Annotated in this window: 10 protein-coding genes and 1 pseudogene; 3 read left to right on the top strand and 8 right to left on the bottom strand. The window is 62.9% G+C overall.

What is annotated here, in order from left to right; genetic code table 11:
- Positions 1-253: 253 nt before the first annotated feature.
- The 4 genes and pseudogenes from AC1MCA_RS12620 to AC1MCA_RS12605 all read right to left on the bottom strand — a co-directional run bounded on the left by AC1MCA_RS12620 (position 254) and on the right by AC1MCA_RS12605 (position 5,679).
- Positions 254-865, bottom strand: a complete 612-nt coding sequence (locus tag AC1MCA_RS12620) for a hypothetical protein (protein WP_479797749.1) — start codon at positions 863-865, stop codon at positions 254-256.
- A gap of 96 nt (positions 866-961) precedes the next feature.
- Positions 962-2,557 (bottom strand): AlbA family DNA-binding domain-containing protein, encoded by a 1,596-nt coding sequence (locus tag AC1MCA_RS12615; RefSeq protein WP_479797747.1) that lies wholly within the window; start codon positions 2,555-2,557, stop codon positions 962-964.
- Between the two features lie 458 nt (positions 2,558-3,015).
- A pseudogene (locus tag AC1MCA_RS12610) lies at positions 3,016-3,986 on the bottom strand (ABC transporter ATP-binding protein); the annotation flags it as partial.
- A gap of 136 nt (positions 3,987-4,122) precedes the next feature.
- On the bottom strand, positions 4,123-5,679 hold the full coding sequence (locus AC1MCA_RS12605) for an amino acid permease (protein WP_479797745.1): 1,557 nt from the start codon (positions 5,677-5,679) through the stop codon (positions 4,123-4,125).
- Positions 5,680-6,288: 609 nt separating this feature from the next.
- Between AC1MCA_RS12605 and AC1MCA_RS12600 the strand changes: the two genes are divergently transcribed.
- From AC1MCA_RS12600 to AC1MCA_RS12590, 3 genes are read left to right on the top strand one after another with little or no spacing between them, the layout of a single operon-like run.
- The gene (locus tag AC1MCA_RS12600) at positions 6,289-7,692 is read left to right on the top strand and encodes a DUF6421 family protein (protein ID WP_479797743.1); all 1,404 of its coding nucleotides are present in this window, start codon (positions 6,289-6,291) and stop codon (positions 7,690-7,692) included.
- Complete coding sequence (locus tag AC1MCA_RS12595; RefSeq protein WP_479797742.1) at positions 7,689-8,447, top strand: SDR family NAD(P)-dependent oxidoreductase; 759 nt, start codon at positions 7,689-7,691, stop codon at positions 8,445-8,447. Before AC1MCA_RS12600 ends, AC1MCA_RS12595 begins: the two co-directional genes overlap by 4 nt.
- On the top strand, positions 8,444-9,559 hold the full coding sequence (locus AC1MCA_RS12590; RefSeq protein ID WP_479797740.1) for a threonine aldolase family protein: 1,116 nt from the start codon (positions 8,444-8,446) through the stop codon (positions 9,557-9,559). Before AC1MCA_RS12595 ends, AC1MCA_RS12590 begins: the two co-directional genes overlap by 4 nt.
- Positions 9,560-9,628: 69 nt before the next feature.
- Here the strand turns inward: AC1MCA_RS12590 and AC1MCA_RS12585 are convergent, their stop codons facing one another.
- The 4 genes from AC1MCA_RS12585 to AC1MCA_RS12570 form a co-directional block, all read right to left on the bottom strand.
- Positions 9,629-11,680: an ABC transporter ATP-binding protein gene (locus AC1MCA_RS12585; RefSeq protein WP_479797737.1), complete on the bottom strand. Its 2,052-nt coding sequence runs from the start codon at positions 11,678-11,680 to the stop codon at positions 9,629-9,631.
- The gene (locus AC1MCA_RS12580) at positions 11,677-13,410 is read right to left on the bottom strand and encodes an ABC transporter ATP-binding protein (protein ID WP_479797735.1); all 1,734 of its coding nucleotides are present in this window, start codon (positions 13,408-13,410) and stop codon (positions 11,677-11,679) included. The genes AC1MCA_RS12585 and AC1MCA_RS12580 overlap by 4 nt, the downstream gene beginning before the upstream one ends.
- A gap of 170 nt (positions 13,411-13,580) precedes the next feature.
- Positions 13,581-15,095 (bottom strand): glycerol kinase GlpK, encoded by a 1,515-nt coding sequence (glpK, locus tag AC1MCA_RS12575; RefSeq protein WP_479797733.1) that lies wholly within the window; start codon positions 15,093-15,095, stop codon positions 13,581-13,583.
- A 63-nt stretch (positions 15,096-15,158) separates the two neighbouring features.
- Positions 15,159-16,961, bottom strand: a complete 1,803-nt coding sequence (locus tag AC1MCA_RS12570) for a glycerol-3-phosphate dehydrogenase/oxidase (RefSeq protein WP_479797729.1) — start codon at positions 16,959-16,961, stop codon at positions 15,159-15,161.
- Positions 16,962-16,978: the final 17 nt, after the last annotated feature.

Raw genomic sequence — 16,978 nt, 5'->3', positions numbered from 1 at the left:
ATGGACTTCGCAAGGGGTGTCAGCTCTCGTTGAGTCGTCGCCCCCGGAAGCTTTTCTCCCCATGCTGGCTACATCTCGCCATGGTTATGTTCGGCTTCGCGTGGGACGAGTTTCTGCTTCGATGGCTCTTAGCAACGAATTGGGCCCAGGTGTTATTGCCTTCGACGTAGCTGGTCCCTCGCGGAAGTCCTGGAAAATTATCACTGATCGTAGCCACCCACCACTCATTCCATCGCTTCTTAGCAAGTGGCTTCTACTGATCGTTGGGCATTCTCGCACGCCTAAGGTTCGCTTGTCTGATACTGCTCGCATGGAACTTGCCGTCCTGGAGTTCGTACCAAAGAGTTGGCCTCAGCCAGCAATAGACAGCATCTTTGAAGATGGACAACATTGGGACGATCTGCCCGACAGCGAGCACCGAGTAAATCTGATCGAGAGTCGCTGCGTTGAGGTTGTACCGAAGCACGTCAGCGGATTCGAAGCACTCCCGAAAACTATGGGCAGCATCTGCGTCGGCGCACGTTTTTGACCACACCCAGTCGGGCGAGTAGAGAGCGTGCGCCAACTGGGCCAGGGCTAACAGCGCGAAAGCAATAGCAAGGGCAACTAAATAGTCGCTTCGCTGCTTAAGATCACCGTGTATCACAATGCCCCAAGCTCCGGCCAACACGCCAGCAGCTACTGCCATTGCCACGAGAATCTGGAGATAACTGTCACCATATTTAAGTAGCGGGGCGAGGGCTACGGCAGGGATTACAACGACAGCGCCGGCGACCATCATGCCAGCGATACGGATAAGCCAGTTCCTCTTCCACGCGGCACGGTCATCCCCACGCTGGCCCTCGGCATCCAAAGATTTGCCCATAAGAACACCTTTCAAGCAGGTCTGTGCCCATATTCGAAACCATCTGGACGAGTCGTTCCGTTTGCTCTTGTTGCATACAAAAAGCTGATCGAGAGGCTAGAACCGCTGGCCCTCGGGTGTCGCCATCTTCAAAGTCCAGCCGCTGGGGTCCATCTCCCTACGGCCGCCCCACCATCCCCCGTAGTTCCACGACTGTCCTTTGGCCATGTCTACGACTTCGAGAATTGAATCTGCGATCCTCTGACTAGAAATGTCTCCGAATATTTCTGCCCTGGCCTCCGGCTTATTTTCGATCGTTTGGAGCGCTGGCATGATCCTGTGCTGGTGATACGCGGCGCAGCTCGGATAGTAAGCAGCCGACGATGACACGTCTTCGTTAGACGCCAGCGACAAGCAGCACCAGAGGAAATCGAACTGACACAACGAGTCGAGGAAGACCTCGTCTGATTCTCCATCGTCAGCAATCTGCATGTCGGGTCGAAGGTCAGGACTGTGACGTAAAAGCGCGGCGGACATCGCAATGAGATTATCGCCCTTATCCGCTTCATCGGACCGCACCAGTAGGTTTGCCCTGGAAGCCTCCGTTAATGCATGCCGAATCCAGGACCTGTAGGAGTAGACATTGTCGCCTATTGACCTTAAAACAATGGTCGGCAGAGCCCCGTACAGGCCGTTCCGAACAGCGGCGGCACCGACGGCCATGACCCGGAGAATGATGTCTAGCCATTTAGCCTGGGCTCCTTGCTTACCTGCCGTTCTTCCTGGGGTGAGCAGATAACTTTCGTACAGGCTCGAAAGCACGTCCATGGCGAGCTTGACGGCGGCAATGTCGCCCACGATCACAGCTTCTACCGCAACTGCAGCAATCCTGTTGAGCGCTATCGTCCTCTGCTCCTCACCTTCTCCTCGGAGGTAAGCGTTTTTCGCCGCAACCAAGAACTTCCTGAGGGCACCAACGTTGCCGTCAGTCAGTGTCATGCTTACGGCGTCATTGAATGTGGCCGCGTCCATGGCCAGGTCGGGAACTATCATGGGCGAGGCTCCCGAGGTACCAACCATCTGCAGAGTTCTGTGGATAAGCGCGTCGACATCCTGACGAGATTCAGCACGTTGTTGGTTCCTGAAGTTAGCAAGAACGTTGCCCCACGTTCTGTGAGTGACCACGGCATTAGACGTTCCCTCGCGGGTGAATACAACCCCGCGATTGAAACGCGTAATGTTCAGGCCACTCGGGGCCTTGGCGATGCCGTCCTTTGCCATCACGGCAGGTATCCCGTCCGCCGGAGGCGCAATATAGATAACCGCCATCCGAGCAGGTGCGCCTGCCAGGTGCAGTGTGTGTACCTGAGCACGTATGTCGATTGGCGCATCGACATAGCCTCTGACAATTTCGGTGAGCGCAGCGGAATCAAACATCCCTTTCGTTGGAGCCAAGGACCCTGGGGCCGGCGTTCCATCGTCATTGGCACCGATGACCAAATACCCGCCCTGAGGTTGGTTCATCATGGCTGCGCAATCCTTGATGAAATCGAGCTTCTTCAACGGCTCATTGAGGTCCAGTTCCCTCTTGAAGTCCAAGGATGGGTGTTCCGCTCCAAAAGCAAGGAGCTCCGCAAGCTTTTCTTCTCCGACTTGGCCGTCATACGTAAAAGCTGGGGCTGGGCCACCTGGTGCTGGCGCTGTTTCGCTCATCAGTTCATCCTAGGAAGGATTTCCGCCGGATCGTGGAGGCTCGTGTCAGACGCGTCTGGAAAGCGGAAGGGCCGGCACTTTATGGGCCGACCCTTCCTGGTTTCCCTCTGCAAAGGAAGTCTGTTTCAACCTAGCTGAATTGGTGGTGCTGCCACCAAAGCTGGGGATCGTCGTTGTTCCTGGTCCCGCGGGGAATGGTTTTTGGGGTGGTGTCGGGTTGAGTGGCGGTCAGCCGCTGGTGAGTGGTTGCTGTCGTGTGTCCTGGGCGACGCACCGCCCCACTTTGGGAGGTTCCTGGCCGGCCTGCGGTGGGCGGCCCCTTGAGGTGCCCTGTTTCCTGCAGGCAGGGGGTTATGCGCCTTCGGTGGTGGTTTCCTTGCCACTGTGGATGATGATTGTTCGGTCTTAAATGCGGTGAATCCCCATGCCACATGCGGGGAAAACGGTCGTTGTATCCCCTAAACCTCCGCCACAGGCGCCGAGAACTGCGCCTCATACAACCGGGCATAAGCCCCACCAGCGGCCAGCAGTGATGGGTCCGTCCCCTGCTCCACGATTTGCCCGGTCTCCATCACCAGGATGAGGTCGGCGTCGCGGATCGTGGACAGGCGGTGCGCGATCACAAATGACGTCCGGTCCGACCGCAGGGCACCAGCACCTCGGTCCGGGTATCCACTGAAGATGTCGCCTCATCCAGGATCAGCACCGAGGGCCGGGCCAGGAACGCCCGCGCTATGGTCAGCAGCTGCTTCTCGCCGGCTGAAACGTTGGCTCCCTCGTCCTCCAGCACCGTGTCGTACCCCTCCGGGAGGGTGCGCCCGAACCGGTCCACATAAGTGGCCGTAGCCGCCTCCATGATCTCCGCCTCGGTAGCAGTGGGCCGGCCGTACGCGATGTTGTCCCGGATGGTCCCGCCGAACAGCCACGTATCCTGCAGCACCATCCCCAGCCGCGAGCGCAGTTCACGCCGCGGCACCGAGGTGATGTCCACGCCGTCGAGCGTTATCCGCCCGGCGTCGATCTCGTAGAACCGCATCATCAGGTTCACCAGCGTGGTCTTGCCCGCACCGGTCGGGCCCACAATCGCCACCGTCTGCCCCGGCTCCGCCACCAAAGACAAAGAAGAGATCAGAGGCTTGTCCGGCGAATACGAGAACGAGACGTCCGCGAACACCAGCCGCCCCCGCCCCGCCCCATCCGGCGAGGAACCCCCGGAAGCGGGATCCGGCGACTCCTCATCCTCATCCAGCAAAGAGAACACCCGCTCCGCAGAAGCAACCCCGGACTGCAGCAGGTTGGCCATGGACCCCAGCTGCGCCAGCGGCATGGTGAACTGCCGCGAGTACTGGATGAACGCCTGCACATCACCCAGCTGCATCGCCCCGGAAGCCACCTGCAGCCCGCCCACCACGGCAATCCCCACGTACAACGAAGACGGTTTCCGGATGCCGCGGGTGACGATGGCCTGAGGGTTGCCATGCGTCGGTCAGAAACAGTGGGAACTGACCTGCGACAGGAGCGAAGCCGGGTGCTGTTCTCACCCGGCTTCGCTCCTTCTGGCCTAGTTACTGGGTGGCGCCCCTAGCTTCGTCCTCGACGTCTTTAGGTGCCGTGAGATCCATCTCGAGCAGCGGCACTACTTTGGACTTGGTGATGTAGCGGTGACCGACCCATAGAACGATGAAGACAGGCAACCCGATGTACGAGGAAAGCACCTCCACGGACCGTCCAGCAAGCACAGCCTCGTAATTCTGTCCCGCGATAACCAGTATGAGCAGGGCGAATGCCAGCAGTGGCCCAATGGGGAACAGGGATGCTTTGTACGGCAGGTCGCTTACTTTGTTTCCCTGGGCCAGGAAGCCGCGCCTGAAACGGTAGTGGGAGACCGCGATTCCCGCCCAGACGATGAAGCCGCATAGGCCCGACATGTTCAGCAGCCAGGAGTAGGCTGCACCCTGGCCGACGATCGCGGAGAGGAACCCGAAGAGTCCCACGGCCGCCGTCGCGAGCAACGCCGCGATCGGCACACCGCGCGCATTGGTACGGCCGAAGATCTTCGGGGCCATGCCGTCATGGGCCATGGCGTAAAGCATCCGGGTGGAGGCATACAGTCCGGAGTTGCCCGCGGACAGGATTGCGGTCAGGATCACGGCGTTCATCAAGGCCGCCGCGAAGGCAATTCCGGCGCGATCGAAGACCAGGGTGAAGGGCGATGATGCAATATCGGACTCACCGGAGGCCAGCAGGCTCGGATCGGTGAACGGGATGAGGCAGCCGATGATAAAGATGGCGCCAATGTAGAAAAGCATGATGCGCCAGAAGACAGTGCGGATAGCCTTCGGCACCTCGCGGCGCGGGTTCTTGGCTTCGCCGGCGGCGACTCCAACGAGCTCGGTGCCCTGGAAGGAGAACCCGGCGACCATGAAGACCGAGATGATCGAGACCCAACCCCCGTGGAACACGTCGTCGCGGTTTTCCCAGTTGCTCAGTCCCGGGGAGTTGTCCCCGAGGATGCCGAAAATCATCAGCACGCCGGCGATCAGGAAGAGCACCACTGCGCTGACCTTGATCAGTGAGAGCCAGAACTCCGACTCACCAAAGGCCTTCGCCGAGAGGGCATTGAGCCCGGTCAGCACCAGCAGGAAGATCCCGGCCCACACCCATCCCGGGACCCCCGGAAACCAGAAGTCCATGATGATTCCGGCCGCGACCAGCTCTGCGGCCACAGTGATGGCCCAGTTGAACCAATAGTTCCAGCCGATCGCGAACCCAAAGGACGGGGAGACGAAACGGGTGGCAAAGGACTGGAACGAACCGGCAACCGGTATTTTGGCCGACATTTCGCCCAGTGACTGCATCAACAGGAACACCATCAGCCCGACCAGCGCGTAGCCGGCCAATGCGCCGCCGGGACCCGCCTGGGAAATGGTGCTGCCCGAGGCCACAAACAGCCCGGTACCGATCGCACCGCCGATGGCGATCATCTGCAGATGGCGGTGGTTTAGCCCGCGCTTGAGTTCGTTAGTGGATTCGCCGGAAGCGCGCTCTGCCGCTATCGCAACGGAAGACCCCTCTGTTCCAACGGGCTTGATTTCTGCGAGAGTTCCGCTCGGTGGTGTCATGCAGCACCGCCCTGGGACATCGTTGCGGGCCGGGTCTGGTACCCGGTGCCTATAGCGGCTCGACCGGTGCAGGCTTCTGCGACTGCACTTCTTTGCGTGTGGGAGCCAAGTCCCATGGTGCCTCCGAAAAGGTAGCTGCGGTGTATTTGGGCCTTCCTAAGCCCTCGGGCCGGGAAGGAGGTGATCAAGCTAACACACGCAAAGGAAGCGACATTTGGCGTGGGGAATGTTGCACGTCCCACGGGTCAAGTCCTTAGGCATAGGGGGCCGCAATCCAGCCTGAGCACAAGATTTGCTGATCTGACGTCGCCCGGGGGCTAAGCAGCTCTGATGATCTGGTATTGCGCGTCGACGGGCGGGAGTGGAGAATTCCACCGATGGCACAGGGGCAGTAGCCGAACCTCTGCCCGTCCCGAAACCGCTGCTCATTCGTCATGATGCGCCATTTCTGGGACGTCTTAAAAACACCGACCCACAGGTCAGACGCAGGCATCGCGCTGAAGAACAGTCCCCGAGCACAAGTATTTCTTATGCAAGCAGCAAGAATCATTCACGGATGCTTACGCACTGCTAGCTTCTTCAGGAATCCCCTCAACGGAAGGAACGGGCATGTCTGTAATCGCAATCCCTGAAGCGACAATCATCCGGGCAGAAGACCTCAAGGCGCTTCCCGCATGGCAGGCTCTGAAGGCAGCCGTCGTCGGGCTGCATCAGGTTCAAGTACAGGACGGTTCCGTTCCGGAACCCGCCGACCATGAGCAGGCCCGCCGGAATGTCGGCATCATTACGGACTCAATCAACGATCTGCGCCACCACCTCCCCCACGACACGGACTACCTTGAACTGCTCGTGCAGGACTTCCAACGGTGGGCGTCCGAGGGCTTCGTCGTACCGGATTTCCTCGACTCGTTGGTAGCCTTCCACCCCGAGCAGTGGCGCATCGACGGGCTGCCGCATCTGGTTCTGTTTCCCATGTACACGCAGAACGGCAGCACGAACCGCTACTTCGAGGCCGTCCTCATCGAGGTCATTTGGCCTTCATTCGTGGCTGACTTGGAGGCAACAAACTACTCCAACAAGCTGTTCGTCCCGATCAGCTTTATCGATTTCACGCCCGGCTACGACACAAACTCCGCAGTTCTCTTCCCCGAGAGCGTAGCGGTCCGGAGCACCCCTTCCTTCACGTGGGGAGGTATCTTCGCGGACCGCGAAGCTGCCCGGTTCCGTCGAGTCCTCAAAGCTGCTGCCGACATCACATCCCTGGACCTGCCGGCTGACGCCGCGGAACTCATCGACGACCAGCACCTCACGGAGAAGACCTTCGTGATGTGGGATCTGATCCATGACCGGACCCACATGCGCGGTGACCTGCCCTTTGACCCGTTCATGATCAAGCAGCGCATGCCCTACTTCCTCTACTCCCTCGAGGAGCTCCGTTGCGACCTGACCGCGTTCCGCGAGTCCGTCATCATCGAGAAGGACGAGAACGCTTCGGAGGATGCGCGCAAGCACGCCAAGCTGGTCCAGTACGCCGTCATCTTCGACCGCATCTTCCGCTTCGCGATTACCGGGAACCGGGTCCGTAACTACGACGCCGTGGGCGGCCAACTGCTGTTCGCCTGGATGCACCAGCACCGGGTCCTGCACTGGACCGACGGGAAGCTCAGCATCGACTGGAAGGACGTCGCCGGCGTCGTCGTCGAACTGGGAATCCGCATCGAGGAACTCTACTGGCGTTCCATCGACCGGCCGAAGACCGCACACTGGCTCGCTGCCTATGACCTCGTCTCGGAAACCCTCACCCCAAACCCCTCCTCCGTGTGGGCCAAGGGACCAGAGGCCCTTCCACTGGACGGTCCGCCCAAGGGTCTGACCGACCAGGTCCTGGACGACGAGTTCCCGCTGTCGATGTTCTATGAAGCGTTGGAGAAGAAGATGCGCCCCGTCATTGAATCAACTGCCGGGATCACCGGGCAGAGCCCTGTGAAGACCGACGGCGAGGCAGGCGCATGAGCCAGGACCTCTCGGGGCGTACGGTCGTCGTCGCCGGTTCGACAAGCGCCGCGGGCGCCGCGGTAGTCCGTGCCCTCTCGCAGGCAGGGGCACGCGTGGCCGCGGTGGACATCCTTGAGGACCGGGTGCAGGAGCTCGCGGCCGCGTACAACAACGTCACGGGCTACGTCTGCAACCTCGCGGACCTGCCGGCCGTTGAAGACCTGGCGACGTCGGTCCGGAACGATCTGGGTCCCGCGGACGGCCTGATCCATCTTGTGGGAGGGTGGCGGGGCGGTACCGGCATCACTGGCCAGACGGACGAAGACTGGGACTTTCTGCACACCAGCGTCCTCACCACACTGAGGAACACCAGCCGCGCTTTTTACGACGATTTGGCTGCCTCCCCTGCAGGTCGCCTGGCCGTCGTTTCCGCACAGTCCGCCTCCACGCCGACAGCGGGCGGCGCCGCCTATGCCGCCGTCAAGTCCGCCGCCGAGGCATGGACCCTGGCCGTGGCCGACGGATTCCGGAACCTGCAGGGAGGACATGAAAGCCCCCACTCCGCTCAGCACTCAGCCGCCCTGGTCTTCGTGGTCAAGGCCCTGGTCGATGACCGGATGCGCGCAGCCCAGCCGGAACGCAAATTTCCGGGCTACACCGATGTCAGTGTCCTTGCCGACGCTGTACAACGGATCTTCGATCTGGAGGCAGAACAGATCAACGGGCAGCGCTTGCCCCTCACGGCCGGCCACCTCGCGGGTGCACCGGCATGAGCGTCAGCGTTGAGACAAAAGCAGGCGTCCCACAGGTACTGGCGGGGCGCCTGCACGACCCCGCATACCGGGGCTTCGCCTCGGACAACTACGCCGGGGCGCACCCCGAAATCATCGAAGCAGTTCAGGCAGCCAACGAAGGCCATGTCACTGCATACGGCGAAGATGTCTACACAGCAGCGCTTCAGGTTCTCATCAAGTCCCACTTCGGGGCAGCTGCTACCGCCTATCCGGTCTTCAACGGAACAGGGGCCAATGTCCTTGCCCTGCAAGCCCTGCTCCCGCGTTGGGGCGCTGTCATCTGCGCAGCAACAGCGCACATCAATACCGACGAAAACGGCGCCCCGGAACGGATCGGCGGGATAAAGCTCCTCCCTGTCCCCACACCGGATGGCAAACTCACCCCGGAATTGATCGACGCCGAAGCCTGGGGGTGGGGAGACGAGCACCGGGCGCAACCGCTGGTCGTGTCGATCACCCAGACCACCGAACTGGGCACCTGCTACACGCCGGAAGAAATCCAACGGATTGCTGAACACGTCCATGCGAAGGGAATGAAACTGCACCTGGACGGAGCAAGGCTGGCCAACGCGGCCGCACATCTCGGGCTTCCTTTGCGGGCGTTCACCACTGACGTCGGTGTCGACGTCCTGTCTTTTGGCGGCACCAAGAACGGGCTGCTGTTCGGCGAAGCCGTCATCTGGCTCAACCCAGAGTCCGACCCAGGCATGAGCTACCTGCGCAAGATGAACATGCAGCTGGCCTCAAAGATGCGGTTTGTCTCTGCGCAACTCATAGCCCTGTTAACAGATGGGTTGTGGCTGCGCTCCGCCCGCCACGCCAACGAGATGGCTCAAAGTCTCAGCAAAGGAATCTCGGCCATTGACGGCGTCTCGCTAACGCAAGCCACACAATCGAATGGCGTCTTTGCCGTCCTTCCACCCGGGGCAGCGGGGAAAGTCCGGGAATCCTTCCGTTTTTATGACTGGGACCAGGCACGCGGGGAAGTCCGGTGGATGTGCTCGTGGGACACCACCGAGACCGACGTCCACTCTCTCGTTGCTGCAGTGAAGGCTGCCGTAGGCTCTCCGGCCGACGAAACGCCCAGATAAGGAGACGTAACTGCCATCCAGTGGCGGTACTTTCCAGCGGGCGCGGTCTCAAGAGGCCGCGCCCGTTCCCTAAACCTCCGCCACCGGAGCCGCGAACTGCGCCTCGTACAGCCGCGCGTAAGCTCCGCCCGCAGCCAGCAGCGAAGCGTGGGTCCCCTGCTCCACGATCTGGCCGGCCTCCATCACCAGGATGAGGTCGGCGTCCCGGATGGTGGACAGGCGGTGCGCGATCACAAATGAAGTCCGGTCGGACCGCAGCGCACTCATCGCCTTCTGCACCAGCACCTCTGTGCGAGTATCCACGGAGGACGTCGCCTCGTCCAGGATCAGCACCGACGGCCGGGCCAGGAACGCCCGCGCAATCGTCAACAGCTGCTTCTCGCCGGCCGACACGTTGGCGCCCTCGTCCTCCAGCACGGTGTCGTACCCCTCCGGCAGGGTCCGCACGAACCGGTCCACGTAGGTGGCCGTAGCAGCCTCCATGATCTCCGCCTCGGTAGCAGTGGGCCGGCCGTACGCGATGTTGTCCCGGATGGTCCCGCCGAACAGCCACGTATCCTGCAGCACCATCCCCAGCCGCGAGCGCAGTTCACGCCGCGGCACCGAGGTGATGTCCACGCCGTCGAGCGTTATCCGGCCGGCGTCGATCTCGTAGAACCGCATCATCAGGTTCACCAGCGTGGTCTTGCCTGCACCGGTCGGGCCCACAATCGCCACCGTCTGCCCCGGCTCCGCCACCAGAGACAAAGAGGAGATCAGAGGCTTGTCCGGCGAGTACGAGAACGAGACGTCCGAGAACACCAGCCGCCCCTGCCCGGCCCCGTCCGGCGAGAAACCCCCGGAAGCGGGATCCGGTGACTGCTCGTCCTCGTCCAGCAGCGAGAACACCCGCTCCGCAGAAGCAACCCCGGACTGCAGCAGGTTGGCCATGGACCCCAGCTGGGCCAGCGGCATGGTGAACTGCCGCGAGTACTGGATGAACGCCTGCACATCGCCCAGCTGCATCGCCCCGGACGCCACCTGCAGCCCGCCCACCACGGCAATCCCCACGTACACCAGGTTCCCGATGAACGTCATGGCCGGCATGATCAGCCCGGAGATGAACTGCGCGCCGAAGCTCGCGTCGTAGAGTTCCACGTTCTTCTGCCGGAACCGCTCCTCCACCTCGCGCTGCCGGCCGAACACCTTCACCAGCGCATGCCCGGTGTACGTCTCCTCGATCTGCCCGTTCAGCTCCCCCGTGTGCTTCCACTGCGCCACAAACAGCTTCTGCGAGCGCTTGGCAATCAGCGCCGTGATCCCCAGCGTCAGCGGCACGGTCACCAGCGCGATCAGCGCCAGCGTGGGCGAGAGGATGAACATCATCACCAGCACACCCACAACCGTCAGCACGGACGTGACCGCCTGGCTGATGGTCTGCTGCAGGCTCTGGGAGATGTTGTCGACGTCGTTCGTCACCCGGCTCAGCAGCTCACCGCGCTGGATGGAATCGAAATACCGCAGCGGCAGCCGGTGGATCTTCGCCTCGATCTCCTCGCGCAGCCCGAACACCGTCCGCTGCACCACCCCGTTCAGCACATACGCCTGCACCCACATGAACACCAACGCCAGCAGGTACAGCACCAGCGCCCACGTCAGCACACTGGACAGCGCCGCGAAGTCGATCCCCTCCGCCGGCGTCAGCGCCATCGGCGTAAGCATGTCCGCCTGCTGGTTCTGCCCCGCGGCCCGCAGCTGCGCGATCACCTGCTCCTTGGTCGCCCCGGCGGGCAGTTCGCGCGACACCACCCCGGCGAAAATCAGGTTGGTGCCCTCCCCCAGCAGCCGCGGCCCGATCACCGACAGCGCCACGCTCGCGATCCCCATCACCAGCACCAGCAGCAGCCACGCCCGCTCCGGACGCAGGGTCCCCAGCAGCCGCTTGGCCGACGGCCCGAAGTTCATCGCCTTCTCCGCCGGGACGTTCATCCCGGCGAACGGCCCGCCACGTCCGGGTCCGCCTGCCGGTCGGGGAATGCGTTCGACGACGGCGGGACCGGCTTTGGGGTCACCTGCGGTTCCGCCTGGCGCGGGGGTGTTGGGGGAACCAGCGCCCGACGGCGGCCGGTGCGGGGAGCTCATACCGTCTCCTCCGCAGACAGCTGGGAGGAGACGATCTCGCGGTACGTCTCCGAGGTCTCCAGCAGTTCACTGTGCGTTCCGTGCCCCACGATCCTGCCGCCGTCGAGCACTAGAATATGGTCGGCATCCACGATGCTGGACACGCGCTGGGCGATGATCACCAGCGTGGCGCCGGCGGTGCTGCGCCTGAGGGCCCGGCGCAGGCGCGCGTCCGTGCCGGTGTCCAGCGATGAGAACGAGTCGTCGAAGATGTACAGCTCGGGCCGTTTCACCAGTGCCCGGGCGATGGCCAGTCTCTGCCGCTGCCCGCCGGAGACGTTGGTGCCGCCCTGGGAGATGGGCGCATCGAGCCCGCCCTCCATCTCCTCCACGAAGTCCCGGGCCTGGGCGATCTCCAGCGCTGACCAGAGCTCGTCCTCGGTGGCATCCGGTTTGCCGTACTGCAGGTTGCTGCGCACGGTCCCGGTGAACAGGTAGGGCCGCTGCGGGACCAGGCCGATGTGCCCCCAGAGCAGGTCCGGGTGCAGCTCGCGTACGTCCACGCCGTCGATCCGCACGGAGCCGGAGGTGGCGTCGAACAGCCTCGGCATGAGGTTCACCAGGGTGGTCTTGCCGGAACCGGTGGCGCCGATGATCGCCGTCGTCTGCCCCGCCTTGGCAGTGAAGCTGATATTGGACAGGACGGGCTGGTCGGCACCCGGGTAGGCGAATCCGGCGTCCAGCATCTCCAGTTCCCCGCGGCGCACGGCGCTGCTCAGGGGATTGGTCGGCGGCCGGACGCTCGATTCGGTGCCCAGCACCTCGCCGATCCGGTCCGCCGAGACCGCGGCGCGCGGGATCATCACGGCCATGAAGGTGGCCATCATGACGGACATCAGGATCTGCATCAGGTAGCTCAGGAACGCGATGAGCGTGCCCACCTGCATGGAGCCGTCCTCGATCCGGAACGAGCCGAACCAGATCACCGCCACGCTGGAGACGTTCAGCACCAGCATCACCACGGGGAAGGCGAGTGCCATCAGCCGGCCGGCACGCAGCGCGGTGTCCGTGACGTCGTCGTTCGCCTGGGTGAAACGGGCAGTCTCGATGTCCTCCCGCACGAACGCCCGCACCACGCGGATGCCGGTGAGCTGCTCGCGGAGCCCCCGGTTCACGGTGTCGATCCGCTTCTGCATCTTCCGGAACAGCGGCACCATCCGGACGATGATGAACCCCACGGCGATCAGCAGCACCGGTACGGCGACGGCGATCAGCCAGGACAGCTGCACGTCCTGCCGGATCGCCATGATCACCCCGCCGATGGCGAGCATGGGCGCGGCCACCATCATGGTGGCACCCATCAGGACGAGCTGCTGGACCTGCTGGACATCGTTCGTGGAGCGGGTGATCAGGCTGGGCGCGCCGAACTTGGTCACTTCCTGCTCGGAGAACTGCCCCACGCGGGCGAAAATGGCGCCACGCAGATCCCTGCCTGCACCCATGGCGGCCTTGGCGCCAAAGTACACGGCAATCACGGCGCAGATGATCTGCAGCAGCGTGATCGCCAGCATCAGGCCGCCCAGGCTCAGGATGACCCCGGTGTCCCCCTTGGCCACACCCTCGTCGATGATGTCCGCGTTCAGGGTGGGGAGGTACAGCGACGCGATGGACTGCGCCAGCTGGAAAACGACGACGGCGATCAGCAGCTGCCGGTGCGGCCGCAGGTATTCGACAAGCAGTTTCCAGAGCATCCGGGCTCCAACCTGACACAGTGTCCACAAAGGTGGTGCGAAGGTCAGTTTACGTCCGCTGGCTGGGGATTCATCGGGGTGGGAGACGGGAAATCAGGCCGGTTCTCCCAGAGCGTAGCGGGGCGATCATGTTCCCGCCAAGAGCCCATCGCTGCGTCAAAATGCCGGGCTTAGTTGATGTCCTCGTCAACCCAGTCCATGGACTTCGTGACTGCCTTTTTCCAGAGCCGCAGTTGGCGTTCACGTTCGGCCTGGTCCATGTGCGGTTCCCAGCGCTTGTCCTCGGACCAGTTGGCTTTCAGTTCGCCCAGGTCCTTCCAGAAGCCGACGGCGAGGCCTGCGGCGTAGGCGGCGCCCAGGGCGGTGGTTTCCACCACTTGGGGACGGATGACCGGAACACCGAGGATGTCCGCCTGGAACTGCATCAACGCCTCGTTGGCCACCATGCCGCCGTCGACCTTCAACTCTGTGAGCGGCACGCCGGTGTCTGCGTTCACGGCGTCGAGCACCTCGCGGGTCTGAAACGCTGTGGCTTCCAGCGCTGCCCGGGCGATGTGGTTCCTGTTGACGAACCGGGTCAGGCCCACGATGGCCCCGCGGGCGTCCGACCGCCAATAGGGGGCAAACAGGCCGGAGAACGCCGGCACAAAATACACCCCGCCGTTGTCCGTCACCGCCGCGGCGAGCGTTTCCACCTCGGCGGCGTTCCCGATCATGCCAAGGTTGTCTCGCAGCCACTGAATCAGGGACCCGGTGACGGCAATGGAGCCTTCCAGCGCGTAGTGCGGTGCTGCGTCCCCCAGTTTGTACCCGACGGTGGTCAGCAGTCCGTTACTGGAGTGGACGATCTCCTCACCGGTGTTGAAGATCAGGAAGCAGCCGGTGCCATAGGTGTTCTTGGCCTCCCCCGCATTGAACGCCGCCTGGCCGAACGTGGCCGCCTGCTGGTCGCCGAGGATGCCGGCCACTGGAACTTCACGCAGCAGCTGGGACGTGTGGACGGTGCCGTACACCTCGGAGGAGGACCTGATGTCCGGCAACATGGACCGGGGAACACCAAAAATGTCCAGGATTTCGTCGTCCCACTGCAGTGTTTCCAGGTCCATGAACAGGGTGCGGGAGGCGTTGGTGACGTCGGTGACGTGGACGCCGCCGTCCACTCCGCCGGTGAGGTTCCACAAAACCCAGGAATCGGTGGTGCCGAACAGCAGGTCACCGGCGTCGGCCCGCTGACGTGCGCCGTCCACATTGTCCAGGATCCACTTGATCTTGGTGCCGGAGAAGTAGGTGGCGAGCGGCAGCCCCACCTTCGTCTTGAAGCGGTCAACTCCCCCGTCCATCGCCAGCTCGTCCACAATGTCCTGCGTCCGTGTGTCCTGCCAGACAATCGCGTTATAGACGGCCTCACCCGTGGTCTTGTCCCACACCACGGCGGTCTCACGCTGGTTCGTTATCCCGACGGCAGCGATATCGTGCCGCGTCACGTTCGCCTTCGATAGTGCGGAAGCAATCACCTCACGGGTATTGGTCCAGATCTCGGCAGGGTTGTGCTCCACCCACCCCGCCCTGGGGAAGATCTGCTCGTGTTCCCTCTGACCGGAGGACACGATGGCTCCCTGGTGGTCAAAGATGATGGCCCTGGTGCTGGTGGTGCCCTGGTCGAGGGCGATTACGTACTGGTTCATGGTGACGTCCTTGTCCGGTGATCGCTTTTCATACTAGGTGCAGCGGCTTTGCGGGCAGCCGGCCTAGGCAACCAGACTGTGTATTTCTACCCGGTGGAACCGCTTCAGTACGTCCTGGGCATGCCGGATCTCACCGGCGCGGGCCGCCGCGTCCCACTGCAGGGAATCGCCCAGTACCTCAGCTGCTTCGTTCAGGAGTTCGCCGGTGACAAGCCCCCGGAAGGCCAGGGAGGTCCTGCGGATGAGGACATCCACCAAGTGCCCCACCTGCTCATGGGCGGCCATGAACTCCAGCTCGCGCACGCTGAGCTCGTGGGTCGCACGCAGAAGCCGGTCCGGCCCGGCGTCGAGGTATGCCATGACTTCTTCCGCCCGTGTTCCGTAGCGGGTCAGCAGGCCGGCGGTGCGGTCCGCATCCCGTCCTGCGGTCAGGTGTGCCTTGATCCACTCCTGCTCCCCCGCTTCGTCGGCGGGGAAGCCGGCCCCGCCGCCGATAGCCAGCTGGGCTGTAGATACTTTTCGTGTCATGCCGAGTTCTGTCAGGACATCGTTGGTCATGTGTTCGGCCAGCGCGCGGAAGGTGGTCCATTTGCCGCCTACCAGGCTCAGTACGACGGCGCCCGTTCCGTTGTCCTTCGGACCGCGCCTTTCGATGCGGTAGTCGCGTGAGACGAAACCGGGCTGGGCGGCATCGTGCCGGGGCAGAGGCCGCACCCCGGAGAACGTGTACACGATCTGCTCCTGATTCACCGGAATGGCGGGAAACACGTGGCCGATCAGGTCGAAGAAGTACGCAATTTCATCCTCGGTGCAGACTGCGTCCTGCGCCATGTCGGCATAAACGTCGGTGGTGCCCACCAGGACCCGGTCTCCCATCGGGTAGATGAGAACGATGCGGCCGTCGGTGTGTTCGAAGAAGATTTCCCGGCCCCGGCACGCGTCCAGGAGTTCCTGGTTGTCCAGGACGATGTGTGAGCCTTTCGTGCCACCCATGAATGACGAGGCTGTTCCCATCGCGTCGTTGGTGAGGTCCACCCAGGCACCGGTGGTGTTCACAATGACGTCCGCGGTGAAGTCGAAGTCCTTCCCGGTCAGTTCGTCACGCAGGCGAACGGTGCCGCCCCTGCCGGTACCGGCGTTGGGCTCTGCGGTCATGGATTGCAGGGAAACGTAGTTGCTGGCCCGGGCGCTGCTGCTCTGGCCGATGGACGAACCGGCCCGGCCCGCCTTTTCGCCGTCCTGCAGCACGTCAAGGGTGAGGCGTTCGGGGTTGTGCACGGAAGCATCGAAATATGTGGCGGCGTACTTAACGTCGGGGCGCAGGCTGGGTAGTTCGGCCAGGGCGCGCTTGCGGCCGGCGAACTGGTGCCGCGGCACCGTGCCGCCGTCCCTGGAGAAGGAGTCATAGAGGCTGAGGCCGAGCTTGATGAGGAACGCGCCACGCTCCTTCGGCTTACCCTGCTGCTTGTGGGTGAGGAACCGCGCCGGCGCTGAAAGAACGCCGGAGAAGGTGCTGAAAATGGGGATGGTGGTTTGCAGCGGCTTCACATAGTGCGGAGCGATCCGCAGCAGCCGGTTGCGTTCCGCCACGGATTCCTGGACCAGGCGGAACTCGCCGTTCTCCAGGTAGCGGATGCCGCCGTGGATCATATGGGATGAAGCTCCGCTGGCGCCTTGGCAGTAGTCCCCGCGCTCAACGAGGGCCACGTCAACGCCCTGCAAGGCAAGGTCCCGGAAAGTGCCCACCCCGTTGATGCCGCCGCCCACCACCAGCACCCGCGCGTGCGGCCTAAGCCGCAGGTTCGTTACCGATTCCCGCCCGGCTGCACTGGCAGACGGACGGGCGGTTGGATCTTTGGGCACCAAAACGACTCCTTGAGAGT

This window comes from Arthrobacter sp. BK1 (assembly GCF_056680055.1).
The sequence above is the reverse complement of the archived record's forward strand: the minus strand, read 5'-3'. Positions and strand labels throughout refer to the sequence as shown.

What these genes read in the sequence shown, in the direction of transcription:
- AC1MCA_RS12620 (WP_479797749.1), bottom strand. Translation starts at nt 865, where the DNA reads ATGGGCAAATCTTTGGATGCCGAGGGCCAGCGTGGGGATGACCGTGCC.
- AC1MCA_RS12615 (WP_479797747.1), bottom strand. Translation starts at nt 2,557, where the DNA reads ATGAGCGAAACAGCGCCAGCACCAGGTGGCCCAGCCCCAGCTTTTACG.
- AC1MCA_RS12605 (WP_479797745.1), bottom strand. Translation starts at nt 5,679, where the DNA reads ATGACACCACCGAGCGGAACTCTCGCAGAAATCAAGCCCGTTGGAACA.
- AC1MCA_RS12600 (WP_479797743.1), top strand. Translation starts at nt 6,289, where the DNA reads ATGTCTGTAATCGCAATCCCTGAAGCGACAATCATCCGGGCAGAAGAC.
- AC1MCA_RS12595 (WP_479797742.1), top strand. Translation starts at nt 7,689, where the DNA reads ATGAGCCAGGACCTCTCGGGGCGTACGGTCGTCGTCGCCGGTTCGACA.
- AC1MCA_RS12590 (WP_479797740.1), top strand. Translation starts at nt 8,444, where the DNA reads ATGAGCGTCAGCGTTGAGACAAAAGCAGGCGTCCCACAGGTACTGGCG.
- AC1MCA_RS12585 (WP_479797737.1), bottom strand. Translation starts at nt 11,680, where the DNA reads ATGAGCTCCCCGCACCGGCCGCCGTCGGGCGCTGGTTCCCCCAACACC.
- AC1MCA_RS12580 (WP_479797735.1), bottom strand. Translation starts at nt 13,410, where the DNA reads ATGCTCTGGAAACTGCTTGTCGAATACCTGCGGCCGCACCGGCAGCTG.
- glpK (WP_479797733.1), bottom strand. Translation starts at nt 15,095, where the DNA reads ATGAACCAGTACGTAATCGCCCTCGACCAGGGCACCACCAGCACCAGG.